The sequence below is a fragment of the Streptomyces sp. NPDC050619 genome (genome assembly GCF_040654815.1).
Lineage (GTDB): Bacteria > Actinomycetota > Actinomycetes > Streptomycetales > Streptomycetaceae > Streptomyces.
Window position 1 is genome coordinate 58,207 of record NZ_JBFAIR010000036.1, and the last position, 22,710, is coordinate 80,916.

At 71.3% G+C, this 22,710-nt stretch carries 21 protein-coding genes; 15 read left to right on the forward strand and 6 right to left on the reverse strand.

Going from position 1 to position 22,710, the window contains the following annotated elements:
- Positions 1–324: 324 nt before the first annotated feature.
- The 10 genes from AB0I77_RS41365 (at position 325) to AB0I77_RS41410 (ending at position 10,752) form a co-directional block, all read left to right on the forward strand.
- Positions 325–909 (forward strand): TetR/AcrR family transcriptional regulator, encoded by a 585-nt coding sequence (locus tag AB0I77_RS41365; RefSeq protein ID WP_363287996.1) that lies wholly within the window; start codon positions 325–327, stop codon positions 907–909.
- A gap of 87 nt (positions 910–996) precedes the next feature.
- Positions 997–1,797: a cupin domain-containing protein gene (locus AB0I77_RS41370; protein ID WP_363287997.1), complete on the forward strand. Its 801-nt coding sequence runs from the start codon at positions 997–999 to the stop codon at positions 1,795–1,797.
- A gap of 22 nt (positions 1,798–1,819) precedes the next feature.
- Entirely contained in the window at positions 1,820–2,260 is a 441-nt protein-coding gene (locus AB0I77_RS41375; protein ID WP_363287998.1) for a luciferase family protein, read from the forward strand.
- A 71-nt stretch (positions 2,261–2,331) separates the two neighbouring features.
- Complete coding sequence (locus AB0I77_RS41380; RefSeq protein ID WP_363287999.1) at positions 2,332–3,099, forward strand: SDR family oxidoreductase; 768 nt, start codon at positions 2,332–2,334, stop codon at positions 3,097–3,099.
- 1,332 nt (positions 3,100–4,431) lie between these two features.
- Positions 4,432–4,617 (forward strand): tautomerase family protein, encoded by a 186-nt coding sequence (locus AB0I77_RS41385; protein WP_363288000.1) that lies wholly within the window; start codon positions 4,432–4,434, stop codon positions 4,615–4,617.
- Between the two features lie 87 nt (positions 4,618–4,704).
- Entirely contained in the window at positions 4,705–6,525 is a 1,821-nt protein-coding gene (asnB, locus tag AB0I77_RS41390) for an asparagine synthase (glutamine-hydrolyzing) (RefSeq protein ID WP_363288001.1), read from the forward strand.
- Positions 6,522–7,586: a PrpF domain-containing protein gene (locus AB0I77_RS41395; RefSeq protein WP_363288002.1), complete on the forward strand. Its 1,065-nt coding sequence runs from the start codon at positions 6,522–6,524 to the stop codon at positions 7,584–7,586. The genes asnB and AB0I77_RS41395 overlap by 4 nt, the downstream gene beginning before the upstream one ends.
- The gene (locus AB0I77_RS41400; RefSeq protein ID WP_363288003.1) at positions 7,565–8,704 is read left to right on the forward strand and encodes an acyl-CoA dehydrogenase family protein; all 1,140 of its coding nucleotides are present in this window, start codon (positions 7,565–7,567) and stop codon (positions 8,702–8,704) included. The genes AB0I77_RS41395 and AB0I77_RS41400 overlap by 22 nt, the downstream gene beginning before the upstream one ends.
- Complete coding sequence (locus AB0I77_RS41405) at positions 8,701–10,212, forward strand: dihydroorotase family protein (protein WP_363288004.1); 1,512 nt, start codon at positions 8,701–8,703, stop codon at positions 10,210–10,212. The genes AB0I77_RS41400 and AB0I77_RS41405 overlap by 4 nt, the downstream gene beginning before the upstream one ends.
- A gap of 39 nt (positions 10,213–10,251) precedes the next feature.
- Entirely contained in the window at positions 10,252–10,752 is a 501-nt protein-coding gene (locus tag AB0I77_RS41410; RefSeq protein ID WP_363288005.1) for a flavin reductase family protein, read from the forward strand.
- A gap of 296 nt (positions 10,753–11,048) precedes the next feature.
- Here the strand turns inward: AB0I77_RS41410 and AB0I77_RS41415 are convergent, their stop codons facing one another.
- The 5 genes from AB0I77_RS41415 to AB0I77_RS41435 all read right to left on the reverse strand — a co-directional run bounded on the left by AB0I77_RS41415 (position 11,049) and on the right by AB0I77_RS41435 (position 16,673).
- Complete coding sequence (locus AB0I77_RS41415; protein WP_363288006.1) at positions 11,049–11,450, reverse strand: helix-turn-helix domain-containing protein; 402 nt, start codon at positions 11,448–11,450, stop codon at positions 11,049–11,051.
- The gene (locus AB0I77_RS41420; RefSeq protein ID WP_363288007.1) at positions 11,447–11,698 is read right to left on the reverse strand and encodes a hypothetical protein; all 252 of its coding nucleotides are present in this window, start codon (positions 11,696–11,698) and stop codon (positions 11,447–11,449) included. The genes AB0I77_RS41415 and AB0I77_RS41420 overlap by 4 nt, the downstream gene beginning before the upstream one ends.
- 79 nt (positions 11,699–11,777) lie before the next feature.
- On the reverse strand, positions 11,778–13,442 hold the full coding sequence (locus AB0I77_RS41425; protein ID WP_363288008.1) for a hypothetical protein: 1,665 nt from the start codon (positions 13,440–13,442) through the stop codon (positions 11,778–11,780).
- Positions 13,443–13,629: 187 nt separating this feature from the next.
- On the reverse strand, positions 13,630–15,888 hold the full coding sequence (locus AB0I77_RS41430) for a hypothetical protein (protein WP_363288009.1): 2,259 nt from the start codon (positions 15,886–15,888) through the stop codon (positions 13,630–13,632).
- Entirely contained in the window at positions 15,885–16,673 is a 789-nt protein-coding gene (locus AB0I77_RS41435) for a hypothetical protein (protein ID WP_363288010.1), read from the reverse strand. Before AB0I77_RS41435 ends, AB0I77_RS41430 begins: the two co-directional genes overlap by 4 nt.
- Before the next feature lie 187 nt (positions 16,674–16,860).
- On the opposite strand from AB0I77_RS41435, the gene AB0I77_RS41440 reads away from it, so the two are divergent.
- The 4 genes from AB0I77_RS41440 (at position 16,861) to AB0I77_RS41455 (ending at position 19,728) form a co-directional block, all read left to right on the forward strand.
- Positions 16,861–17,718, forward strand: a complete 858-nt coding sequence (locus tag AB0I77_RS41440) for a TIM barrel protein (RefSeq protein WP_363288011.1) — start codon at positions 16,861–16,863, stop codon at positions 17,716–17,718.
- Between the two features lie 30 nt (positions 17,719–17,748).
- Positions 17,749–18,642, forward strand: a complete 894-nt coding sequence (locus AB0I77_RS41445; protein ID WP_363288012.1) for a 2-hydroxy-3-oxopropionate reductase — start codon at positions 17,749–17,751, stop codon at positions 18,640–18,642.
- 99 nt (positions 18,643–18,741) lie between these two features.
- Positions 18,742–18,975: a hypothetical protein gene (locus tag AB0I77_RS41450; protein WP_363288013.1), complete on the forward strand. Its 234-nt coding sequence runs from the start codon at positions 18,742–18,744 to the stop codon at positions 18,973–18,975.
- Positions 18,976–19,110: 135 nt separating this feature from the next.
- Complete coding sequence (locus AB0I77_RS41455) at positions 19,111–19,728, forward strand: TIGR04222 domain-containing membrane protein (protein WP_363288014.1); 618 nt, start codon at positions 19,111–19,113, stop codon at positions 19,726–19,728.
- A 79-nt stretch (positions 19,729–19,807) separates the two neighbouring features.
- Here AB0I77_RS41455 and gcl read toward each other — a convergent pair whose 3' ends face one another.
- Positions 19,808–21,592 carry a glyoxylate carboligase gene (gene gcl, locus AB0I77_RS41460; RefSeq protein ID WP_363288015.1) on the reverse strand — a complete coding sequence of 595 codons (1,785 nt, stop codon included), beginning with the start codon at positions 21,590–21,592 and terminating at the stop codon, positions 19,808–19,810.
- Between the two features lie 173 nt (positions 21,593–21,765).
- Between gcl and AB0I77_RS41465 the strand changes: the two genes are divergently transcribed.
- Positions 21,766–22,701 carry a hypothetical protein gene (locus AB0I77_RS41465; RefSeq protein ID WP_363288016.1) on the forward strand — a complete coding sequence of 312 codons (936 nt, stop codon included), beginning with the start codon at positions 21,766–21,768 and terminating at the stop codon, positions 22,699–22,701.
- Positions 22,702–22,710: the final 9 nt, after the last annotated feature.

Genomic DNA, 22,710 nt, shown 5'->3' on the forward strand with positions numbered 1-22,710 from the left:
ATCGGTGGTCCCCCACCTGGCGCTGAACGCCTGAATGCCGCGATGAAGCGCGCGATTCCGGGGGATGCGGCCGCCGGCGAGGGGGCGGCCGGAGTGAGCGGCGGACCGTGCGACGGGCTCGTAGACCCGCGGAATCCTCCAGCGATACGTCGGTCACGCTAATCATTCAGGGACGATCGGTCCAGTAAGAGGCCAGATTTCAGACAGTCAAAATGCATATAAAAGCCATATTGCGCGTCAAAACTCTTGAGAACTGGCTGAACAAGAGCTTGCCGAGCGACCGCTTTCTTGACCGATCGGTCCGGCGCTGCCTACGTTCGGGACATGACGAGACAGCGCGGCTTCGCAGAGGACGAGGCCCTGCTCAAGATCATGCAGGTGTTCTGGACGAAAGGGTTCGAGGCGACCTCGGTCTCGGACCTGTGTGAGGCGACCGGTCTGGGACGCGGTTCTCTCTACGCCGCCTTCGGGACCAAACAGGAGGTGTATGAACGTTCGCTGCGCCGCTATGTCGACGTCACGAACCGGCGCCTGCGGGACCAGTTGGCCCGCCAGGTGCCCATCCGCCAGGTCGTACGCGACCTGTTGACGGAGCGCGTCGAGGACTCGCTGTCGGCACAGGATCGCCCCGGCTGTCTGCTGGTCGGAGCGATCGTCGAGCGGGCCGCGCACGACCCGACGGCGGCACGCATCGCACATGACGCGATGAGCGCGACGCAGGCCGCCTTCGCCTCGGCCCTGCACGCCGCCGCGGCATCCGGCGAGCTCCCCTCCGGGACGGACGTGGTGAGCATCTCCGCGTTCTTCACCACGATGGTGCAGGGACTGCGCGTGATGAGCATCTCCGTCCCGGACCGGGACCTGCTCACCTCGATCATCGACACCTCGCTGGCGGCACTGCCCGAGTGACGGGCCCCAGCGCCGCACAGTCCGTACACAGCCGAGCGGGCACAGGCCGGCCCGGGGCCGACCCCTGCCCGCTCGGGAAAGGAACGCATGTCTGCCAACGACGCCAAGGGCTGCATCATCCGGCGGTCCGAGTTCGTGTTCTCGTCCTTCGACTGGGGGGCCGTCGCCGAACCGGTGGGACCCGCCATGGGCGCCGAGCTGGTCAAGCTCAACGTCGTGGAGATCGCTCCGGGGGCCGCGTGGCGGCTGGGGTGGGCCTTCGAGGAGGAGAACACCGTGGTCGTCCTCGAAGGGACCGGCCATGGCGATGTCACTGGAGAAAGGTTTCAGCTGGGGCGAGGTTCCTCGGTCTACTCACCCACCGGCAAGACCCTGGAACTGGCCGCCGGCGACGAAGGCATGACGGCCTACGTCTGGCGCACCAAGTTGAACGGCGGCGAGACGTGGGCGGCCTCGCCCAAGCTCGCCGGGGCACTCAGCGACGACGACGTCCAGCTGCGCGGCTTCTCGGGCATCGGCGAGGCGCCCACCGAGGGCGAGGGCGCCGTCATGAACTTCGTCTTCTGGCCCGGCACCGGCAGCCCCCGGCTGTGCCTGCACTGCGGTGTGCAGCAGCCCGGACAGACGTTCAACGTGCACGTCCACCCGGACAGCGAGGAGGCGTTCATCGCCTTCCAGGGCGTCGGCCAGCTCTACATGTACGACCAGTGGAACGACGTCGAGCCCGGAGACGTGCTGTTCGCCCCGCCGGGCGTGCCGCACGGTGCCCGCAAGCCGGGCGGCGACGGGCAGGACACCGCCGAGTTCATCACCTGCGGCGGCCCGACCCCCTTCGATCCCGCCCTGTACCGCGCCGCGGGTGTGTCCGCGGACGTACAGGCCGCCTGAGCACCCGACAGGAGAAGCCCCCGTGAACCTTCCCGACAGGCCGGGACCCGCCCCGCGTACCAGGGGCCCCGTCCCGCACGGCCAGCTGGACCAGGTGGCCCCCACTCCGCTCCAGGAGGAACTCTGGCAGCGCATGCGCTCGCTGAGCGGGGTCTATCTGGCTCCCACCCACGTCCCGTACCCGGAGGCGCGCGCGATCCACCTCGCACCCGAGTTCGGGACCGGCCCGGACGACGCGTTCATCCGCGACAGCCGGGAGTTCGCCCACCAGCACCCGCCCCAGGACGGGAGCGTGCACCTCACCCTCCCCGAGGACACCAAGAAGCTGGTGACCGAGGCCGGTTGGGGCATCCCGCACCCCATCCAGAACACCGAGCTGGTCTTCGGACCGCGCGACCGCGACGAGATCGAGGTGGTCTGGCAGATCATCCTCGCCTCCTACCACTACGCCCGGGGCCGCTGAGTCACAGGACCGGCTCCTCTCCCGGGGGCCTCCCGGGTACCTACCGACACGTATTTCTAGGAGTTCAACCGATGACGGTGAAGACAGCTGTGGTGACCGGCGCGAGCAAGGGCATCGGGCTCGCGGTGACCCGCGCTCTGGAAGAGGACGGCTTCAAGGTCGTCGGCGCGGCGCGCACCATCACCCCCGAGCTGAAGGAGGCCGCGTCCCTGACCGTCTCCGTCGACCTGTCCACGCCCGAGGGACCGGCCGAACTCATCAGGCAGGCCCAGGAGGGTGTGGGCGCCATCGACGTCCTCGTCAACAACGTCGGCGCCTTCTCGCCGAGGACCAGCGGCTTCGCCGCGATCGACGACGCGGAGTGGCAGAGCACGTTCGAGCTGAACTTCTTCGGCGTCGTACGCACCGTTCGCGCCGCGCTGCCGCAGTTGATCGAGCGTCAGGGCGCCATTGTCAACGTCTCGTCCGCCCGTGCGCGCGGCCCCCAGCCGCCGACCGTGGACTACGGCGCCGCGAAGGCCGCGCTGACCAACTTCAGCAAGGCCCTGTCCATGGAACTCGGCCCGAAGGGCGTCCGGGTGAACACCGTCTCCCCCGGCCCGACCCGCACCCCGGCCTGGCTCGACTCCGACGGCTTCGGTGCCGGCCTGGCGGCCGCCTCGGGCAAGAGCCTCGATGAGTTCCTCGAGGGCTTCCCGGCCGCCGCCGGCCTGACCACCGGCCGGCTCACCGAGCCGGAGGAGGTCGCCGAGGTCGTCCGCATGCTCGCGAACGGACGCACCCGCGCCCTCAACGGTGCCGACCTGGTCGTCGACGGCGGACAGCTCAAGACCGTCTGACGCCCCATGAGCCTGGCCCACCCGGGCCAGGCTCAGCCGTGTCCGGGCAGGCCCTGGCGCGGAGGTGTGCGGCGGTACGTCCAAGGCGACGATACGGCCGCGGGCCCCAGGGCCGGGTCTCCGCCGGGGCACCGGGTCCGCACCTGTCGTCGAGGGCACGGCATCGCGACCTTGCCCAGGTGTGCCACGGCCCGTACGCATCCTGACTGCCCGTACTCCGGGCACGCCGGGGGACGTGTACGCGCCCTGTCCACCCGTACGGCTACCGGCTCCGGGGGGACACGTCCGGCCTCGGCACAGCAACGGGCAGCACGGCCCTGCCCACCTGCGCCACGGCCCGTACGCATCCTGACTGCCCGTACTCCGGGCACGCCGGGGGACGTGTACGCGCCCTGTCCACCCGTACGGCTACCGGCTCGGGGAGACGCGTCCGGCCTCGGCACAGCAACGGGCAGCACGGCCCTGCCCACGTGCGCCACGGCCCGTACGCATCCTGACTGCCCGTACTCCGGGCACGCCGGGGGACGTGTACGCGCCCTGTCCACCCGTACGGCTACCGGCTCCGGGGGGACACGTCCGGCCTCGGCACAGCAACGGGCAGCACGGCCCTGCCCACCTGCGCCACGGCCCGTACGCATCCTGACTGCCCGTACTCCGGGCACGCCGGGGGACGTGTACGCGCCCTGTCCACCCGTACGGCTACCGGCTCCGGGGGGACGCGTCCGGCCTCGGCACAGCAACGGGCAGCGCGATCCGCCCAGGCATGCCACGGGCCGTCCGCGCGCGGACCGCCCGTACGGCCGGGGCACCGAGTGCGCGGTCCGGCCCTGGCGCCGTCATATGCGTGCCCCACTGATCCGCCCGGGCACCCCAGCGAAAACTTCATATCGCCTTTCCCACGTCAGACCGACTCGAAAATGCGGCCGGCCTGCCGTTTTCGCATGCCCGAAAACCGTCGGGTAAAGGGCGTGGAAAAGAGACATGATCAGGTTGCTGACGGTGCTGCCGATGTGCTTCCGTGTTGTCGTCGGCGCGGCAAACGTCAGACGTTCCGCGATGACCGCTCCTATTTCTGGGAGACCTCGCAGCCAAAGTGCCGCTGCGCAGTAAAGACAGCCCGAGGACGTACGAACACCTCGCGGCGCAATCCGGGGGATCAATGACATTCACGCTGATCACAGCGGTTTTGAGGCTGGCGTCATACCAGTCGACGTGCGACGCCTGACCTCTCTCTTCACCTCACAGAGCCCCTGCTCACGCGCGCCGTCGCAGGCAGCAGAGCCGCTGCCGCCCACACCTCCGACATTACCCCACAGTAGCAAGGACAGTCACATGCCTGTAGTCACCATCGACTGGTGGTCCGGAAGCAACGAGGACGGACGACGAGAAGCGATCGACGAGATTTCTTCCACCGTTTCCCGCATTGCCGAATGCCCGTTGGAAGCGGTCACTGTCATTATCCGCGAAGTCGAGACCAGCTACTGGGGCAAGGGGGGAAAGCTGGCTTCCGAGCTCTAGAAAATACGCGCCGTCAAGGCGCCTGTCACCCGTTCGACCGACGTTCTCCCTGAGCACAGTCATTTCCAAAGGTTCGGTGATCCAGTCATGTGCAGGATATTCGGCCACTTCGATGCCGAGGCGACCCCCCACGAACTGAAGTCCGTCGCCGCTCTCCAGCGGCACGGCGGCCCCGACGCCCAGACCCAGGCCGCCGGTGCCGGATGGGCACTGGGCAACAACCGACTCGCGATCATGGACCTCGACGGTGGCGACCAGCCCTACCGGCTGGGCGAGGACATCGTCGCGGTGTTCAACGGCGAGATCTACAACCACCAGGAGCTGCGGGACCGGCTCTCCGCGAAGGGCCACCGCTTCGCGGACACCTGCGACGGCTCCGTCATCCCCGCCCTCTACGCCGAGTACGGGACACGGTTCCCCGAGCAGCTCGACGGCATGTACTCCGTCGCCCTCGTCGACCTGCGCGACGAGCCGACCCTGGTCCTCGCGACCGACGACGTCGGCATGAAGCCTCTCTACTACCACTGGGAGGCCTCCTCGCGGCACCTGTACTTCTCCTCCGAGCTGCCGGCACTGCTGTCCTTCCGCAACGTCGCCGCGCGTCCCTGGGACGCCGGTCTCGACGCCTATCTGGCGACCAAGACGCCGTTCGGCGAGCAGACGATGTTCGAGGGGATCAGCGTGCTGCCGCCCGCGGCGACCGCCCGCGTCACCCTCTCGGCCGGTCTGCACATCACCCGCCGCGAGGTGACCCGCGCCGCCGGCCCGCCCGCCGGCGAGGCGGAGGCCACACAGCAGGTGCGCGACCGGCTGCGGGACGAGGTGCACCGGCTCACCCTGGCCGACGTACCCGTCGCCACCATCACCAGCGGCGGACTCGACTCCAGCCTCGTGACGGCCCTGGCCGCGGAGAAGGTCCGTGACCTCCACACCTTCAACATCGCCTACCGCGGTACCTGGCCGTCGGACGAGCGCGCGTTCGCCCGGGAAGTGGCCGAGCGCTGCGGTACGCGCTACCACCAGATCGAGCTCGACCCCGCGTCGTTCCCGTCCCTGCTGTCGGACGTGGTCTGGCACCTGGGCCAGCCCAACGCCGACCCGATCACTCTGAGCACCTACGCGCTGTTCGCCTCGGTCCGCGACGCGGGCTTCAAGGTCGCCCTCACCGGAGACGCGGCCGACGAGCTGTTCGGCGGCTACGACCGCATCAGGAAGGCGGTGAGCGCCCCGTTCGGCACCGACTGGGTGACGCCGTACGTCGACGCGCTGGCCGCCGTGCCGAAGTCCCTGCGCGAATCCCTGTACTCCCCGGAGTACCGCGCCTTCGTCTCCGCCAGCGGATCGTCCTCCGACCTGATCGCGGAGCACCTGCGTGCCGCGTCGGGCGACACCCTGGAGGTCCTGACCGACTTCGAGATCGGCAGCCGGCTGCCCGCCTACCACCTGCGCCGCGTCGACCACCTGAGCATGTCGGCCTCCGTGGAGGCGCGGCTGCCGTTCTGCCAGCCCAGCGTCGTCCAGTACGCCCGCTCCCTGCCGCGGGATCTGAAGATCGCGCCCGGCAAGGGCAAGAAGGTCCTGTACTCGGCGGCCGAGGGCATGCTGCCGGACTCCGTGCTGAACCGTCCCAAGCAGCCGTTCACCCTGCCGGTCACCGCCATGTTGCGGCCCGGCCAGCCGCTGATGGACTTCGCCCGCGACGCGCTGTCCGCCGACCGGCTGCGCAGCCGCGGCCAGCTCGACCCGCGGCGGGTCGACGCCCTCTTCGAGACCCAGGCCGGCGCCCCCAACGACCAGGCGGCCATGGCTATCTGGTCGCTGATGGTCCATGAGCTGTGGCTCGAGCAGTTCTGCGGACCGCCCGCGTCCGTGACCGCCGGCCAACGCACTCTGGAGGGGCAGAAGTGATCGGCCACATAGCGCACGTGGAAGGCGCCCCCACTCCCACCGTCGTACTGGACGCCACACGGCTGCCGGGCGAGGAGGCGCAACTGCGTCCCGTGCTCACGGTGGCCCGCGAGTGGCTGGCCGGCAACGGCCAGGCGCACGTCCTCAAGATGGCGCTGGTGTCCCCGTCCGACCACCCGCTGTTCGACCTGGACTACCGGTTCGTCCAGGCGTTGCCCGACGCCCTGGACAGCTTCGACTTCCGGGGCAGTTGCGGCCACTCCATCCTCGCCTCGGTGGTCTGCGCCGAGGAGCGGGGCTGGCTGCCCCGGCTCGCCCCCGGCGGGCGGGTCCGGGTGCGGGTGCTCAACAACGGCGACCACGTGGTCTGCGAGGTGGACGAGGCACGGCGCCGCAGCGGCAGCTTCACGGTGCACTTCCTCCAGGACGCCGGCGTGCGGATGCGGGACCTGCTGCTCACCGGCCGGCCCACGGACCAGTTACCCACCGACTCCGGCGTGTACGAGGCGTCGCTGGTCTCCATGGGCAACCCGTACGTCTTCGTCGATGCCCGGGAGCTCGGCATCACCGGTGAGCAGGAGCTCTTCGGCGCCGGCGACGAGGTGTACGAGCTCCTGCTGCGGATCCGCGAGGCCGCGGCCGACCTGCTCCACTGGCCCCGCAGCGGAGCCTTCCCGAAGGTCGCCGCACTCGGCGCCTACGAGCCGGGCCGCCTGACGGTGCGTGCCGTGTCCGTGCCCAAATGGCACCCCAGCGTGGCCCTGACCGGCACGATCTGCCTGGCGGCGGCCGCGGGCGTCCCCGGTGCGCTGCCCGCGCGGCTGGCCCGGCAGGCCGGGCTGAACGACAGCGTGGTCGAGATCGCCACCGCCTCCGGCGGCACCGCCGCCAAGGCGTTCGTCACCCCCGCGTCCGACGGCTCCGGCGACGGTTTTGATGACGTACTCCAGTGGGTCAGCGTCAGCCGCAAGCTGGCCCGTCTCACCAGCCCGGCGGACATCACCCCGCTGCGCGACTACCGCTACCAGGAGGACTCCGCATGCCTGCCACTGACAGTCTGACGCCCGTTCCCTCCCACGAGGAGCTCGCCGAGCGCTACGCCCCGCTGCTGGACGTCGTCCGCGCGGAGGCCGCGGAGGCCGACGAGGCCGGGACACTGCCGCCGCAGGTCTTCGCGGCCCTGCGCGCCTCCGGGATCCTGGGTGCCGCGATCGCGGTGGAACACGGGGGCCTCGGCGGTGACGCGGTCCTGACCAACCGGCTGATCGAACTGGTCGCGGCGGCCGACCCGTCCCTGGCCATCATCCTGTTCCAGCACTACGCGGTGAGCGCCAGGATCGGCGAGTGGGGGTCCGCCGAGCAGCGGGGCGGCTACCTCCCCCTGCTGGCGAGCGGCGAGTGGATCGCCGCCTCCGCCTGGAGCGAGAGCGGCGCCGGAGCGGACAAGCGCAACCTGTCGACGAAGGCCCGGCGCAGCGGTGACGGCTGGGTGCTGGACGGCGCCAAGACGTTCACCACCGGAGCCGGGATCGCCCAGCTCTACCTCGTACTCGCCCAGTCCTCCGAGCCCGGTGACACGGACAGCACCTACGGCAGCGACGGGCAGACCTTCTTCCTCGTCGAGTCCGGCACTCCGGGGCTGGTCGCCGACACCGGCATGGACCTGGTGGGCATGCGCGCCTCCGCCACGGGCTTCGTGGAATTGCACGAATGCCCGGTGGACTCCGGCTCCGTCCTCGGCCCGGTCGGCCGGGCGACGTCCATCATCGCCGGTGTCCGCGAGTCGGGCGCCACCCTCGGCGCGGTGTCGACCGGCATCGCCGAGTCCGCCTACCGCCTGGTCATGGCGCACGCCGAGCGCCGGGGCCTGGCCCGGCAGCAGGCCGCCCGGCACCGGCTCGTCGACCTCGGCGCCCGGGTCGAGGCGGCGCGGGCCCTGGTCGAGCGGGCCGGCCGCAAGGACGCGGACGACCCGGGGACCACGACGCTGTACAGCAAGGTCATAGCCTCCACCGTCTCGGAGGAGGTGTGCCAGGAGGCCCTGCGGCTGCTGGGCAGCGCCGGTTTCCTGCGCGGCCACCAGCTCAACAAGCTGGCACGCGACGCACGTGCCGTCGGCCTGATGGGCCCGACCAACGATCTGTGCCGGGACCTGGTGAGCGCGGGATGGGCCCGGTGAACGACAGCAAGGCGGAGAACATGACCTCGACCACGACAGGGCCGGGCGCCGTGCCGGCCGACGGATTCGATCTGCACATCACCAACGCGCGGGTGGTCACCCCACGGGGGGTGGTCGACGGCGGGGTCGCCGTGCGCGGCGGGCGTATCGCCGCGGTCACCGCGAACGGGGCCGCGCCGCCCGCCCGCCGTACCCTCGACGCCCAGGGCCGCTACCTGCTGCCCGGCGCGATCGACTCGCACGTCCACTTCCGGACGCCCGGTCTGACGTACAAGGAGGACTGGGCCCACGGAAGCCGTGCGGCGGCGGCCGGCGGTGTCACCACGGTCATCGACATGCCCAACACCCAGCCGCCGCTGACGGATCCCGGCGAGGCGGAGGGCAAGGCCGCGCTGATCGACGGCCAGTCGCTGGTGGACTACCGGTTCCACTTCGGTGTCACCGAGTCCACCGTGGAGAACCTGCACCGGCTCACCCCCCGCGAGGCCACGTCCGTCAAGGTCTTCATGACGGGCCACCACACGGCTCCGCACGTCATCCGGGACCCGCTGGTCCTCGACCGGATCTTCGCGATCGCCGCGCAGCGCGGCCTGAGGCTGGTGCTGCACGCGGAGGACGACGCGGTCTTCTCCCTCCTGGACGACCTCTTGGGTCCCCCGGCCGGATACGGCGACTACGAGCCCTCCCGGCCCCGGAGCGGCGGCATCGTGGCGGCGGCCAAGGTGATCGAACTCGTCCGCAGGCACGGCACCTCCGTGCACGTCGTGCACGTCTCCTCCGCCGAGGAGTCCGAACTGCTGCGGGCCGCGCACCACGCCGGACTGCCCGTCACCCATGAGGTGACGGCCCATCACCTGTCGTTCTCGGCCGACGACACGCAGCGGCTGGGCGCCCGTATCCGGCTCAGCCCCGCCATCCGCACCGTCGCCGACCAGAGCCGGCTGTGGCGGGGCCTGGTCGACGGGGCGGTGGCCACGATCGGCAGCGACCACGCACCGCACACCATCGAGGAGAAGTCGAGGTCCGTACAGGACTCGCCGCCCGGACTGCCCGGCGTGCAGGAACTGGTCACCGCGGTCTTCACGGGCATGCGCCGCCGGTTCCCGGAGATGCCTCTGGACGAGGTGATGACCCGCGTCGCCGACTTCAGCTCGCGGCGGCCCGCCCAGCTGTTCGGCATCGCCGGACGCAAGGGCCGTGTCGCGCCCGGATACGACGCCGACCTGACCCTCTTCGACCCGGAAGCCATCTGGATCATGTCCGCCGCCGACGTGCACGCCAAGTGCGGCTGGTCGGCCTACGAGGGCTGGACCTTCACCGGACGCCCCGACGTCACCGTGCGCCGCGGCGAGGTGATCTACGACGGGCGCGGCCACGACCCGGTCTTCGGCACGCCGAGCGGTGTCTGGCTGGAGGCCGAGCCGAGCGTGCGGCCAGTCGGCGGAGCGGGCGCCGCACCGCGGGCCGACGGAGGTGAGACGCCGGACGCCAGCCCCGCACTTGTCTGACCCCGCGTACGGCCGACCACCAGGAGGAGTGGAGACCCGATGTCTGTCGACACCACCGATTTCACCCAGGCCCTGGCCCGTGTCCCGGGCCCCGTCACCGTCGTCACCACCGTCAGCCCGTCGGGGCAGTCCTGGGGGTTCACGGCGAGTTCGTTCAGCTCCCTGTCCCTCAGTCCGCCGCTGGTCCTCGTGTGCCTGGACAAGGCCGCCAGCACCCACCAGGCGTTCCTCGAGGCCGATCGGTTCCTCATCAACGTGCTGTCCGAGGAACAGTCCGATGTCGCCCTGCGCTTCGCCAAGTCGGGCACCGACCGGTTCGCCGCGGGTGACATGGCCCCGTGCGAACTCGGCCTGCCCGGTCTGCCCAGGGCGTCGGCCCGGCTGGCCTGCTCGACGCACGACATCGCCGACGGCGGCGACCACAGCATCCTGATCGGCCGCGCGGAGGCGGCCCACACCGGCGGCGGGATGCCACTGGTCTACTGCGACCGGACCTTCGCCCGGCCCGCCCCCGCCGATCCGGCCCTGGCCGCCCGATGACCCCGACCGCGGCACCGGAGCCGTCCGCCGAGCCCTTGGCGGGGCGTGCGCCCGACGTACCGCACCTCGCGGCGGCGGACGGCATGGCCGGACGGTGAACCGCGCCCGGTCATCCACAGGTACCAGCCGCGGGTGTGGGACCGGCTCGTCGCCCTGTCAGTGACGGCCCGCTGACAGCCGCGGCCGGGCACGCCGTATGCGGCCGTGCCCGGCCGCGGCGGCCGTTCACCGGCCGGTCCCTCCCGTCCGCGACCGGGAAGCAGGTGGAAGCAGTCGATCCGAGCGGCACCCGAGCCTCACTCGTCGGGCTTGACCTGCTGCTTTGTCTCCCGAGCCGCGGTGTCCCGGTTCAGGTAGTTGTAGACCGTGAAGCGGCTCACCCCGAGCGCGCTCGCCACGGTCTCCACGCCGTGCCGCACATGGAAGGCGCCGCGCGCCTCGAGTAGCCGTACGACCTCCTGCTTGGCCTTGCGGTCGAGCTCCGCCAGGGGCTTGCCCTTCTTGCGCTCCATGGCGGTCAGAATGTGATCGAGGGAGTCGGCGAGCTGCGGCAGGCGTACGGCGACGATGTCGGCGCCCTCCCAGGAGAGCACGACGTCGTCGGGGCCGGCCTCGTCCGGCGGGAGCAGCTCGCCGCCCATCGCGTCGACCAGCGGCTTCACGGCGGTGATGAAGGGCTCGTCCGATGCGCCGGTCACTTCTCGCCCTCCCCGGTCACGTTGACCTGGAGCGAGATCCGGGTGGCACCGGCCTCCAGGGCCCTGCGCATCAGGGTGTCCACGGCGGTGAGCACGACGTCGGCACTGCCCTCCGCCGTGTTGCCGAACGGCCCGACGTCCACCGCGTCCAGCTCGGCCGCCTCGATGACCTCGCGGGCCACCAGGGCGTGCGCCGGCGGTTCGTCCAGGTCGAAGGGCTCGGTCGTGAACTCCACTCTCAATCGCACGCGCACAACCTAACGCGCGCGGGGCGGCCACGGGGAGCCACGCTCGGATCCGCTGCGCCCGTCGCCCGATCAGGCCGGATCACGGCGGCGGGCAGGTGTTCTCCCCCTCCTCCTCATAGGTCCGGTAGAGCGGCGACTTGCTGCGCAGCTCCTTCGGGAAGGTCACCACGGGTACCGGTTTGCACACCGGCCACAGCCCCGTCGCCACCTCGTGCCGGGTGCCCTCGTCCCTCCCGATGCTCGCGTCGTCGAAGGTGAAGACGCCGCTCGCGCCCGGTACGCAGCCCGCGGGGCAGTGGCCACCCGGGCTACCCCGGCGCAGTTCGTCGTAGACGTCGCCCCGGTTCACCGAGTCGCTGCCGCTGCTCGAGGCCGCGGCCACGGCGGTGCCCACGGCGGTGAGGGCGTCGTGGTACATCACGGCGTAGCCGTCGTTGAGGGCGTCCGGCCTCTCCTCGTCGAAAGACCCGTCGTAGGAGTCGGCGAAGGGCGCGAAGGCCTTGGGGACCTGCTCGTCACCGCTCCTGGCGGCAAGCCAGCGGGGTGCGTCCACGGCGGCCGCGGTCACGATCTCGATGTTGCTCCGGTCGGCGATCGCGCGCATCTCGGCGGTCTCGGTGACCGGGTCGCGGCCCGTGCTGACGCGCAGGATGCGCAGCGGCCCTTCGTCCGGATCCCGGACACAGGCGGGCTGACTGTCGATCGCCTTCAGGAAGGGCCACAGGTCCGCGTCACGGCCGGCCAGGAACACCGTACTGGTGTCGGCCACGCACATCGCGGACACGGCCCGCCCGAAGATCTGCGGCTCGCCTTCGTCGGGCGGCCCCTTCCGGCCCTTGTACATCTCGGTCAGCCGCCCCACCTCGTTGTCCGTGATGCCGTACTGCGCGCCGAACTCCCGGCGGAAGACAAGGCTGAGGTTTGCGACGTAGTTGTCCTCCCGCTCGTCGGCGATCATGAACGTCTTCTCGCGGTTCACCTGGTTCGCGGGATCCGTGGCATAGCGCTTGAGGGCGTCGACGAGTTGGTCGTTGGAGGGCGAGACCTTGAAGAGGTAGCGGTTCTCCATGTCGCCGGAGCTGAGCGCCGCGCTGACGGCCGGGATTTCGTCGGCCCCGAGTCCGTACTTCACGGACTCGAGCGTGTAGTTGTCGCTGTTGGGCAGGCCGATGGCGGCCACGAGGGGGCTCTCGTCGTCGGTCCGGGCGGCCAGTGCGTCGGTCACGATCCGCCACTGCTTCAGATCCTCGCCGACATTGGCGAAGAGGAGCTGGATGGCGGGCCCGCCGCTGACGGGCCCGTTGTTGTGGTCGCGCTGGGCCAGGTAGGCACCCTGGAGGGAGTGCCGGATCAGGTCCTTCGACATGGCCGCGCCGGGGCTCCTGGAGGTGTACGGCATGACGACGGCGACGCTCACCACCGGCCTGCCCGAATCCCGTGCCGCCTTGTTCTCGTCCTCGATCCGGCCCAGGACGTCGTCGAGGTCCGGGGCGAAGGGGTACGCCTCGGCCGTGACGCCGATGCACTCCTCGCCCGCGTCCGCGCCCGCGTCCACGCGCCGTAGCTCCTGATTCTCGGTGCAGTAGTCGCGGTGCTGCTGGTAGGTGTCCACGCCCCACCAGGCACCGGCCCCGGTCAGGACGGCGACCAGGACCCACAGCGCCACCGCATCGATCAGTCCGAGCACCCGGAAGCGAAGCCGCCCCGGCAGCCAGGCCCAGTTCCTACGATCCGTCCTCCTCATCGCACCCCTCCCGTCCGCGGTTGATCCCCCTGCCAACGCGGATCAAGAGGCCAGTCCTCACCGTCCCGCACCGCACGCGGCCAACGGATCGCCGCCTGAACCGGCACCGCGCGGCCGGTCAGGTGCCGCACCCGACGCAAACGGAACCCACCCTCAAACCAAGCCCAACTCCCGCGACCCGTCCCCCTCATCGCACCCCTCCCGTCCGCGGCTGATCCCCCTGCCAACGCGGATCAAGAGGCCAGTCCTCACCGTCCCGCACCGCACGCGGCCAACGGATCGCCGCCTGAGCCAGGACCGCGCGGCCGGTCAGGTGCTGGGCGGAGAGGAAGGACAGGTCCTGGCCGATGCGGTCGGCCAGGGTCCGGTCCGCCTCGGCCAGTTCGTCCGCGGCGTACCACAGGGCGTGCAGGAGCCGGTTGACGGCCTGCTTCTCCAGGCCCGCTCCCGGGTCCGCCTGGAGCTGCTGCCGGTCCCGGCGGCCCTTCGCGACCTCTTGGCACTGCTCGAACCAGATGTCTCCCGGCGGGCGCGGCGCATGGGCCACGGTGCGCAGGATGTGCAGCCAGTCGACCGCGTCGCCGTCGTCCCTGACGAACTCCGCGTGCAGCCAGTCGACGACCTCCTGCGCCTCTCCCCCGGCGAGCCGGTGCCACAGAAAGCGGGACCGCTCGCCCCGCTCCGCCTGCCCCGAGCGGCCCTCGGCCCGCTGCCGGTGGTGCTCGGCGAGCAGGGCGTGCGCGCTGAACCAGTCCACCCCGCTGCCGCCGCGCCCGCTGCGCATCTGGTGCACCAGCAGGGCGCGCAGAAAACGGTCCGTGATGAACGGCCGGCTGCCCGTACCTCGCGACCAGCGCTCCCGCTCCAGCTGGGCGGCGGCGCCGTCGGCCGCGGCCAGTCCGTCGATGCGGCGCGGCACCCACCGCTCGGCCAGTTCCTCGGCCGCCTCCCGGTCCCAGGCCAGGGAGAACAGGCACAGTTCGTCGTGGTTCTCACTGCCGACGAGGGTGTTCAGCAGCCGCCAGATGACGGATTCGCCGGTGCCGCCGGGATGGGTCAGGTCGAGGAGTTCCTCGGCCGCCACCCACTCCTCGCCGCGCGCCTTGTGCACCACGGCGTCGCACAACCGGCGCGCTCCCATGGGGTGGCCTCGGGTCAGGTCGTGGACGGCGGTGGCGATGTACGGGTCGAAGGAGGCCCGGTCGTCGCGCTTGAGCATCCTCTCCAGGTGCTCCGTGTCGAGCGGTGGCAGCGGCAGGACCAGCACGCCCGCCGAGGGGGCGGTGCCGCCCCGGGTCCATCGGGAGTTCCTGCCGACCTCGTGCAGCGACCGGTGGGCGGCGTCCGGGTAGGGGTCGTTCTCCCCGTCGGGGTTGTCGTCCCGGGTGGCCGGGCTGTCGTCGCCGCGCAGTTCGGTGGCGATCACGACCAGCCGGTCGCGGTCGCCGCGGCTGAGCCGCGCCCGTTGCTCCAGGAGCAGTTCGAGGAAGTCCCGGCCGGCGTCGGTGTGCGCGTTGTCGAGGAGGACCAGCGGACGCGGGGCACGGTTCCCGCGCCGGAAGGGGCCGTAGCGCACATCCGCGAGGAACGCGGCCATCAGCATGCGTTCCACGCCGCGGCGGAATCCGCGGCCCTGGTGGAACTCCTGGCAGAGCCGGGCCACGGCCTGCGCGCGCTCCGCGGCCGGCACCGACCGCGGCTGCGCGGCGGCGCCCGGCGGCATGCCGCGCAGCCGGTTGTCGGCCTCGCTGCGGTAGGTCTCGTACCAGCGGACCAGATGGCGGGAGGCGAGTCGGCGCGAGCGCCATCGGTACTGCCTGCCCAGGTAGGTGCGCACGGCCGCCTCGGGAAACTCCGCGGGGTCGGGGGCAGCGGGCAGTGCCGCGCGGAAGAGGGTGTCCCAGGTGGGGGGCGGGCCCTCGCCCGACCAGGGCCCCATCAGGGCGGCCGTGTGCCGGTCGGCCACCCGCAGTTCGTCGTCGTTGCCGGGGCGCCGGGCGGACACCACGGCGAGCAGCCCGGCGGTGGTCCGGGGAAAGCGCAGCCGCCCGAACCCCGCGACGGGACGGGACAGTTGGGTGACGAGTGCGGCCAGGACCTCCACCGCGTAGGAGTTGTTGGAGATCTCCGGGCCGACCCTGGCCCGCTCCTCCAGGGCCGCGCAGTTGATCCGCGCGAACGGCACGCGCGGCCCCGGCCAGGGCCCGGCGTCAGGCGCGTAGGCCTCCTTGAGATCGTCCAGCAGGGCGCTCTTGCCGGTGCCGTGCCGTCCGCTGAGCAGCACCACCGGCAGGTCCTCGGCGAACTCCTGGTGCCGCCGCCTGCGGTGGCGGTCGCGGTCGAGGCCGACCAGGCGCGGCACCAGTTGGCGCAGCAGGGGCTGGCGCGCGTACGCCTCCGGTATCTGCTCCTCCGCGCCCGGTGCGGGGCCCACGGGATCGCTCATCCCAGCCTCAGCATCGAGTTGATGACCTCCGAGAGGATGCCGGACGCCATGTCCCTGCCCATCGAACTCACCGACCGGGAACCGGCCTGCACCAGGTCGCTGCTGTGCTTCAGGAAGCGCTGCAACGTGCCCGCGTCGGGTTCGGCACCGCGCTGGGCGGCCTCGGTCAGGGCCCCGGCGAGTTCGCGCACCTGCCGCACCTCGCTGTCGGCCTCCGACAGGTCGGGGCGGGACGCCTGCACCAGCTGGGCCAGCTGCTCGAAGGACAGGAACACTCCGGCGCCCTGCTCGCCGACGCCGACGTGTACCGGGGTGGGCAGGTCCAGGTGGTTCTTGGCGTACTCCAGGTCCTCGAGTTCCAACTGGCGGCCGCAGTAGAAGGCCTCCCGCGCCCAGAGGAAGTCCTCGGGGTTCAGCTCGCCGCTCTGGTGCCGCCCGGCTCGGTCCCAATAGGCGAACAGGGCCGCCTTGGCGTACCGGCGCCGGGCGTCGCAATCGTCGTAGGCCGCGTCCCAGACCCGGACCTCCGCGAGCCCGGCGTCGCTGGGGCTGACCAGCGGTGGCACGGCACCTGAGTCGTTGTGCACGGCCAGCCAGCCGAGTGCGGCCAGGCGTTCCACGACGTCCTCGACCAGTTCCAGGCTGCACCGCTCATGGGGTGCGTAGTCGGCGCTGGGTACGCGGTTCCCGGCGACGCCGTCGGTCTCCTCGGTGAGCCATCTGAGGAAACGTGCGGACGCGGCACCGGTCTCGTCGTACACGGGAGAGAGTCCGTTCGTGGGCACCGCCCGGGATCTGATCAACGTCCGTCCCCCAACTCCCATGACCGCCATCCGCGTTCGCCTTCCCCAAAGAGCGAAGTCACACACGTGGCACATGTGGTTCCTCTGTGTGTCCTCTTGACAGTCCCAGACCACTCCGGGCAGCCTTCCATTAAGCAGAAGTTACTTTCCATATTACGGAATGAACCCCATGCCGAGTTTTGGACTGGACACAGCCGCAGAGCAGCGCTTCACCGTCAATCTGTCGATCCTCTTCACGGAACTCCCGCTCCTGGAGCGCCCCGCGGCCGCCGCCGCGGCCGGCTTCACCGCGGTCGAGCTGTGGTGGCCCTGGGTCGACTCCCCCGCCCCCGAGCGGTCCGAGCTCGACGCCCTGAAGAAGGCGATCGAGGACGCCGGCGTCCGGCTCACGGGCCTGAACCTCTACGCCGGGCGACTCCCGGGCCCGGACCGCGGCGCCCTGTCGATCCCGGGCGAGGAGTCGCGGCGGTTCCGCGCCAACATCGACGTGGCCGCCGACTTCGCCCGGTCCCTGAGCTGCGCGGCGCTCAACGCCCTGTACGGCAATCGCGTCGAGGGCGTGGACCCGGCCGAGCAGGACGCACTGGCGCTGGAGAACCTGGTCCAGGCCGCCCGGGCGGCCGACCGGATCGGGGCGATCCTGCTGATCGAGGCCCTGAATGGGCCCGAGTCGCCGCTCTACCCGCTGGTGTCGGCCCCGGCCGCCGTCGGCGTCGTCGACAAGGTCAACCAGGCGACCGGCCTCGGCAACGCCAGGTTCCTGATGGACCTCTACCACCTGTCGATGAACGGCGAGGACCTGCCGTCGGCGATCGAGCGGTACGCCCCGAAGACGGGGCACGTGCAGATCGCCGACAACCCCGGCCGTGGTGCGCCGGGCACGGGCGCGCTCCCGCTGACGGACCTCCTCGACCGGCTGAGGAAGGCCGGTTACGAGGGCTGGGTGGGCCTGGAGTACAAGCCCGGCGACAAGCCGAGCGCGCAGGCCTTCGAGTGGCTGCCCCGCGAAGCGCGCGCCGCCCGTTGAACGCACCCCCGCACTGAGAGGCACCCCATCATGAGCAACACGCTGCCCAAGATTGCCTGGATCGGCCTCGGCATCATGGGCTCTCCCATGTCCGAGAACCTGATCAAGGCGGGCTACGACGTCACCGGCTTCACCCTGGAACAGGAGAAGCTGGACCGCCTGGCCGCCGCGGGCGGCACCGCCGCGGGCTCCCTCGCCGAGGCCGTCCGTGACGCCGACGTGATCATCACGATGGTGCCCGCGTCCCCGCAGGTCGAGGCCGTCGCGTACGGCCCCGACGGCATCCTGGAGAACGCGAGGTCCGGCGCCCTCCTGATCGACATGTCGTCGATCACCCCGCAGACCTCGGTCGACCTGGCGAAGGCGGCCGGGGACAAGGGCATCCGCGTCCTGGACGCCCCCGTGTCCGGCGGTGAGGCCGGCGCCGTCGAGGCGGTGCTGTCCATCATGGCCGGCGGCGAGCAGGCCGACTTCGACGAGGCGAGGCCGGTCTTCGAGGCGCTGGGCAAGACCGTCGTGCTGTGCGGTCCGCACGGCTCGGGCCAGACCGTGAAGGCCGCCAACCAGCTGATCGTCGCCGTGAACATCCAGGCGTGCGCCGAGGCCGTGGTCTTCCTGGAGAAGTCGGGCGTGGACCTGAGGGCGGCGCTCGACGTCCTGAACGGCGGGCTCGCGGGCTCCACCGTGCTGACCCGCAAGAAGGACAACTTCCTGGCCCGCGACTTCAAGCCGGGCTTCCGCATCGACCTGCACCACAAGGACATGGGCATCGTCACGGACGCCGCGCGCAACGTCGGCGCCGCGCTTCCGGTCGGCGCCGTGGTCGCCCAGCTCGTCGCCTCGCTGCGTACGCAGGGCGACGGCGGCCTGGACCATTCCGCCCTGCTGCGCGCGGTCGAGCGCCTCTCCGGCACGCGGGTCTGACACCCACCCCCTATACGTTCGCCAGTAGGGGGAAGTGCACGTCGGCTCCGACATCCCCGCCGACGTGCGGATCCGCGAGGCCGGCGGGAGGCTTGGGGCATGGAGTATCCGCACATCGTGGTCCACCCCCCGGCCCTGGACGGCTCCCGCCGCGTCACCGCCGGGGACATCACCCTGGGAGTCGCCTCGCACCTCGACGATGTCGTCGAGATCCTCCGGCTGGCCGACCTGGACCGGATCGAGGTGGAGGAGAGCGACCTCATCGAGTGGCAGGGCGGCGGCCCGGACGACTGGCCGGGACTGTCGGAACACCACGGACAGCACCAGGCGTAGGCCGGGTACGTCAACCTCAAATGAAGCTCTGAACATGGTTCAGCAGGCTTCAACCACCCCCGGGCGCGGGCACATTGCCGTCACGTGGGGCCCGCGGCACGGGGGCGGCGGGCCCCACGTCCCAGGGGGTGAGCCATGAGCGGCGACACATCGATCCGGCTCCAGCCGTACGAGGTCGCGCTGCTGCGGGGCGGCCCCCGCGCCGCTGTCACGGCGGCCGTGGTCGCCCTGCATCTGCGGGGCGCCGTAGAGGCGGGCCGGCCCGGCACGATGCGGACCTCACAAGCGTCCACCGAGGGTGCCGGGCAGGCTCATCCTCCCCTTCCGCCCCTTCCACCTCTCGCCGAGATCGTGCACGCGGCACTCGAACATCCTCTCGGAATAAGGGAGTTGGAGCGACGGTCGGACGTACGGCAGGCGCTCGCCGAGCTGCGGGCCGGCCTCACGTCCGCCGGCCTCCTGCGCACATTCCCGCCGCGCCGGACGGGCGCCGCCCGGCGCGACCTCCTCGCCCTGTACGCCGAGCACCCGCTCCCGAGGAGCAGGAAGAACGTGTCGACGACCGACACGCTGATGGCGGTGGCCCTGCACGGCGACCCGGCCCTGAGCCTCCTCGTCCCACGCTTCGCCCTGCGAGCGGGGCTGATCGCCCGTGCCGTCGTCACGGACAAGGGGTTCCACGGGCGCCCGAGAGGCGGCGGCACGGGCGGCGTGGCGTACTCCTGCGGCGGCGGGGGCGGCGGTACGGACTGATCGCGCGGGAAGGCGCGGCCCGTCAAGCGGGCGGGGGAGGATCGTCCAGCGGGTGGCCGCCGCCCCTCCGGCGCGCGCGTCAGACCTTCAGCGTCCTGATCGATGTCGGCGCATGCCCCGGCTCGGTCGCGACTTCCTCGAACTCCACGACGTCGCCGATGTCGTTGGTCGTCGACATCGAGATGTTGGTGACGCGTTCCAGGATCGCCTCGACGACCACCGGCACCTGGAACTCGGCGGCGAGCTTCTTCGCCTGCTCGAAGGCCGCGCTCAGTCGGTTCGGGTCAGTCACCCGGATCGCCTTGCAGCCGAGGCCCTCGACGACCTTGACGTGGTCGACGCCGTAGACGCCCAGCTCCGGCGAGTTGACGTTCTCGAATTCCAGGCTGACCTGGAAGTCGATGTCGAACGCCCGCTGCGCCTGGCGGATCAGGCCCAGGTAGGAGTTGTTCACCAGGACATGGATGTACGGGATCCGGTGCTGGGCCCCGACGGCCAGCTCCTCGATCATGAACTGGAAGTCGTAGTCGCCGGAGAGGGCGACGACGGATGCCTCCGGGTCGGCCTTGGCCACGCCCAGCGCGGCGGGGATCGTCCAGCCCAGCGGGCCCGCCTGGCCGCAGTTGATCCAGTGGCGCGGCCGGTGGACGTGCAGCATCTGGGCACCGGCGATCTGCGAGAGGCCGATCGTGGAGACGTACCGCGTTTCCGGGCCGAAGGCCTTGTTCATCTCCTCGTAGACGCGCTGCGGCTTGATCGGGATGTCGTCGAAGTGCGTACGGCGCTGGAGCGTGGCCTTCCTCTCCTGCGCGGCGGCGGCCCACGCGGAGCGGTCCGGCAGCCGGCCCGCGGCCTTCAACTCCCTTGCCACCACCACGAACAGCTCGAGGGCGGCCCTGGCGTCGGAGGCGATCCCGTAGTCGGGGGCGAAGACCCTGCCGATCTGGGTGGGCTCGATGTCGACGTGGACGAACGTCCGTCCCGCCGTGTAGACGTCGAGCTTGCCGGTGTGGCGGTTGGCCCACCTGTTGCCGATGCCGAGGACGAAGTCGGACTCCAGGAAGGTCGCGTTGCCGTAGCGGTGCGAGGTCTGTAGGCCGACCATGCCGGCGTTCAGTTCGTGGTCGTCGGGCAGGACGCCCCAGCCCATGAGCGTGGGGATGACCGGGACGCCCGTCAACTCGGCGAATTCCACCAGCAGTTCGGCAGCGTCGGCGTTGATGACACCGCCGCCGGCGACGACGAGGGGACGCTCGGACGCGTTCAGCATGCCGAGCGCCTTCTCGATCTGGGCGCGGGTGGCAGCCGGCTTGTAGGCCGGGAGCGGCTCGTACGTGTCCGCGTCGAACTCGATCTCCGTCAGCTGGACGTCGATCGGCAGGTCGATCAGAACCGGGCCGGGGCGGCCGGAGCGCATGAGGTGGAAGGCCTGCTGGAAGACGCCAGGGACCTGGGCCGCCTCCAGGACGGTGACCGCCATCTTCGTCACCGGCCCCGCGATCGAGGCGATGTCGACGGCCTGGAAGTCCTCCTTGTGGATCACGGCGGTCGGGGCCTGGCCCGTGACGCACAGGATCGGGACGGAGTCGCCGGTCGCGGAGTACAGGCCGGTGATCATGTCGGTGCCGGCCGGGCCGGAAGTGCCGACGCAGACGCCGATGTTGCCCGGGCGGGTGCGGGTGTAGCCCTCGGCCATGTGCGAGGCGCCCTCGACGTGCCGGGCGAGGGTGTGGTGTATGCCGCCGGAGGCCTTGAGGGCCGCGTAGAAGGGGTTGATCGCCGCGCCCGGGACACCGAACGCGTCGGTGACGCCCTCACGCTTGAGGATCTCAACTGCCGCGCGGGCAGCGGTCATTCGAGCCATCGAGTACTCCCATAGATTCCGCATTACGGAAACTAACTTCTACTATCTGGAAGGAATGTAAGTGGGTGGTCGAAGGCCGTCAAGACCGAGACAAGGGATGTGGACAAGAGAGGTGGACAGGAGAGGGACAAGAGAGGGGACAAGAGGGGGCTTCCTGGAGGACGATGTGGCCCATGCCCGAGAGCGTCCTGGTGCGCTGCCCGGCCTGCCGGCGCGAGCACCTCTACGTGGTCCCCTCGTACCCCTGCGTGTGCGGGACGCCCGCCAGCCCGCCGCTGGACCGGCACGGGACGGCCACCGCCGTCACCCACCGCACCTGGGCGGAGGACTGGGTCACCGTGGGGTGCGCCTCCTGCGGCCGCCGGAACCAGTGGCCGCACCCGGAGCTGGGCTGCCCGTGCGGAACCGTGCTGCGAGTCGCGGTGGCCACGACGCCCACGGCCACGGAGGCGGGGATGCCCGTCGCGGCAGAAGCGGCGCCGTCGGCCGCGGCGGACACGACGGACGCGGGTGCGAGTGCGAGTGCGAGCGCAGCTGCGGGCGCGAGTCCGGGCGCAGGTCCGGGTGCAGGCGCGAGTCCGGGCGCAGGCGCGGGCGCGAGTCCGGGCGCAGGTCCGGGCGCGAGTCCGGGCGCAGGTCCGGGCGCAGGTCCGGGCGCAGGTCCGGGCGCGAGTCCGGGCGCAGGCGCAGGTCCGGGTGCCGGCGCCGAACCCCCCGCCCGCCCAGCGCCGCGGCGCGCCTTCCAGCCCGTCGCGATCCGTACGGCCCGCGACGCGGTCACGGTCGCCGCCCTCTATCTGCGCTGGCTCGGCTACCAGGACATCCGCCGCGCCGACCAGCGGCCCCCGTCCGGCATCGGCCTCGCCGCGCGCGGCCTGCTGGCGCAGGTCGACCCGACCGTGCGCCCGGCCTCGCTGCGGGACGTGGAGTGCCTGTGGCTGACGGCCATGACGGAGTCCTCGCGCTGCGTCTACTTCTCCCTCGCCGGGTACGCCGACGACGCCCGAGAACGCGCCGACACCCTGGGCGTCCCGCTCTTCGTGCTCGACCTCACCGGAACCCCGCAGCCGGTCAACAGCCTCGCCGGCGATCTCGACGCCGGCGCCTGAAATCGGGTC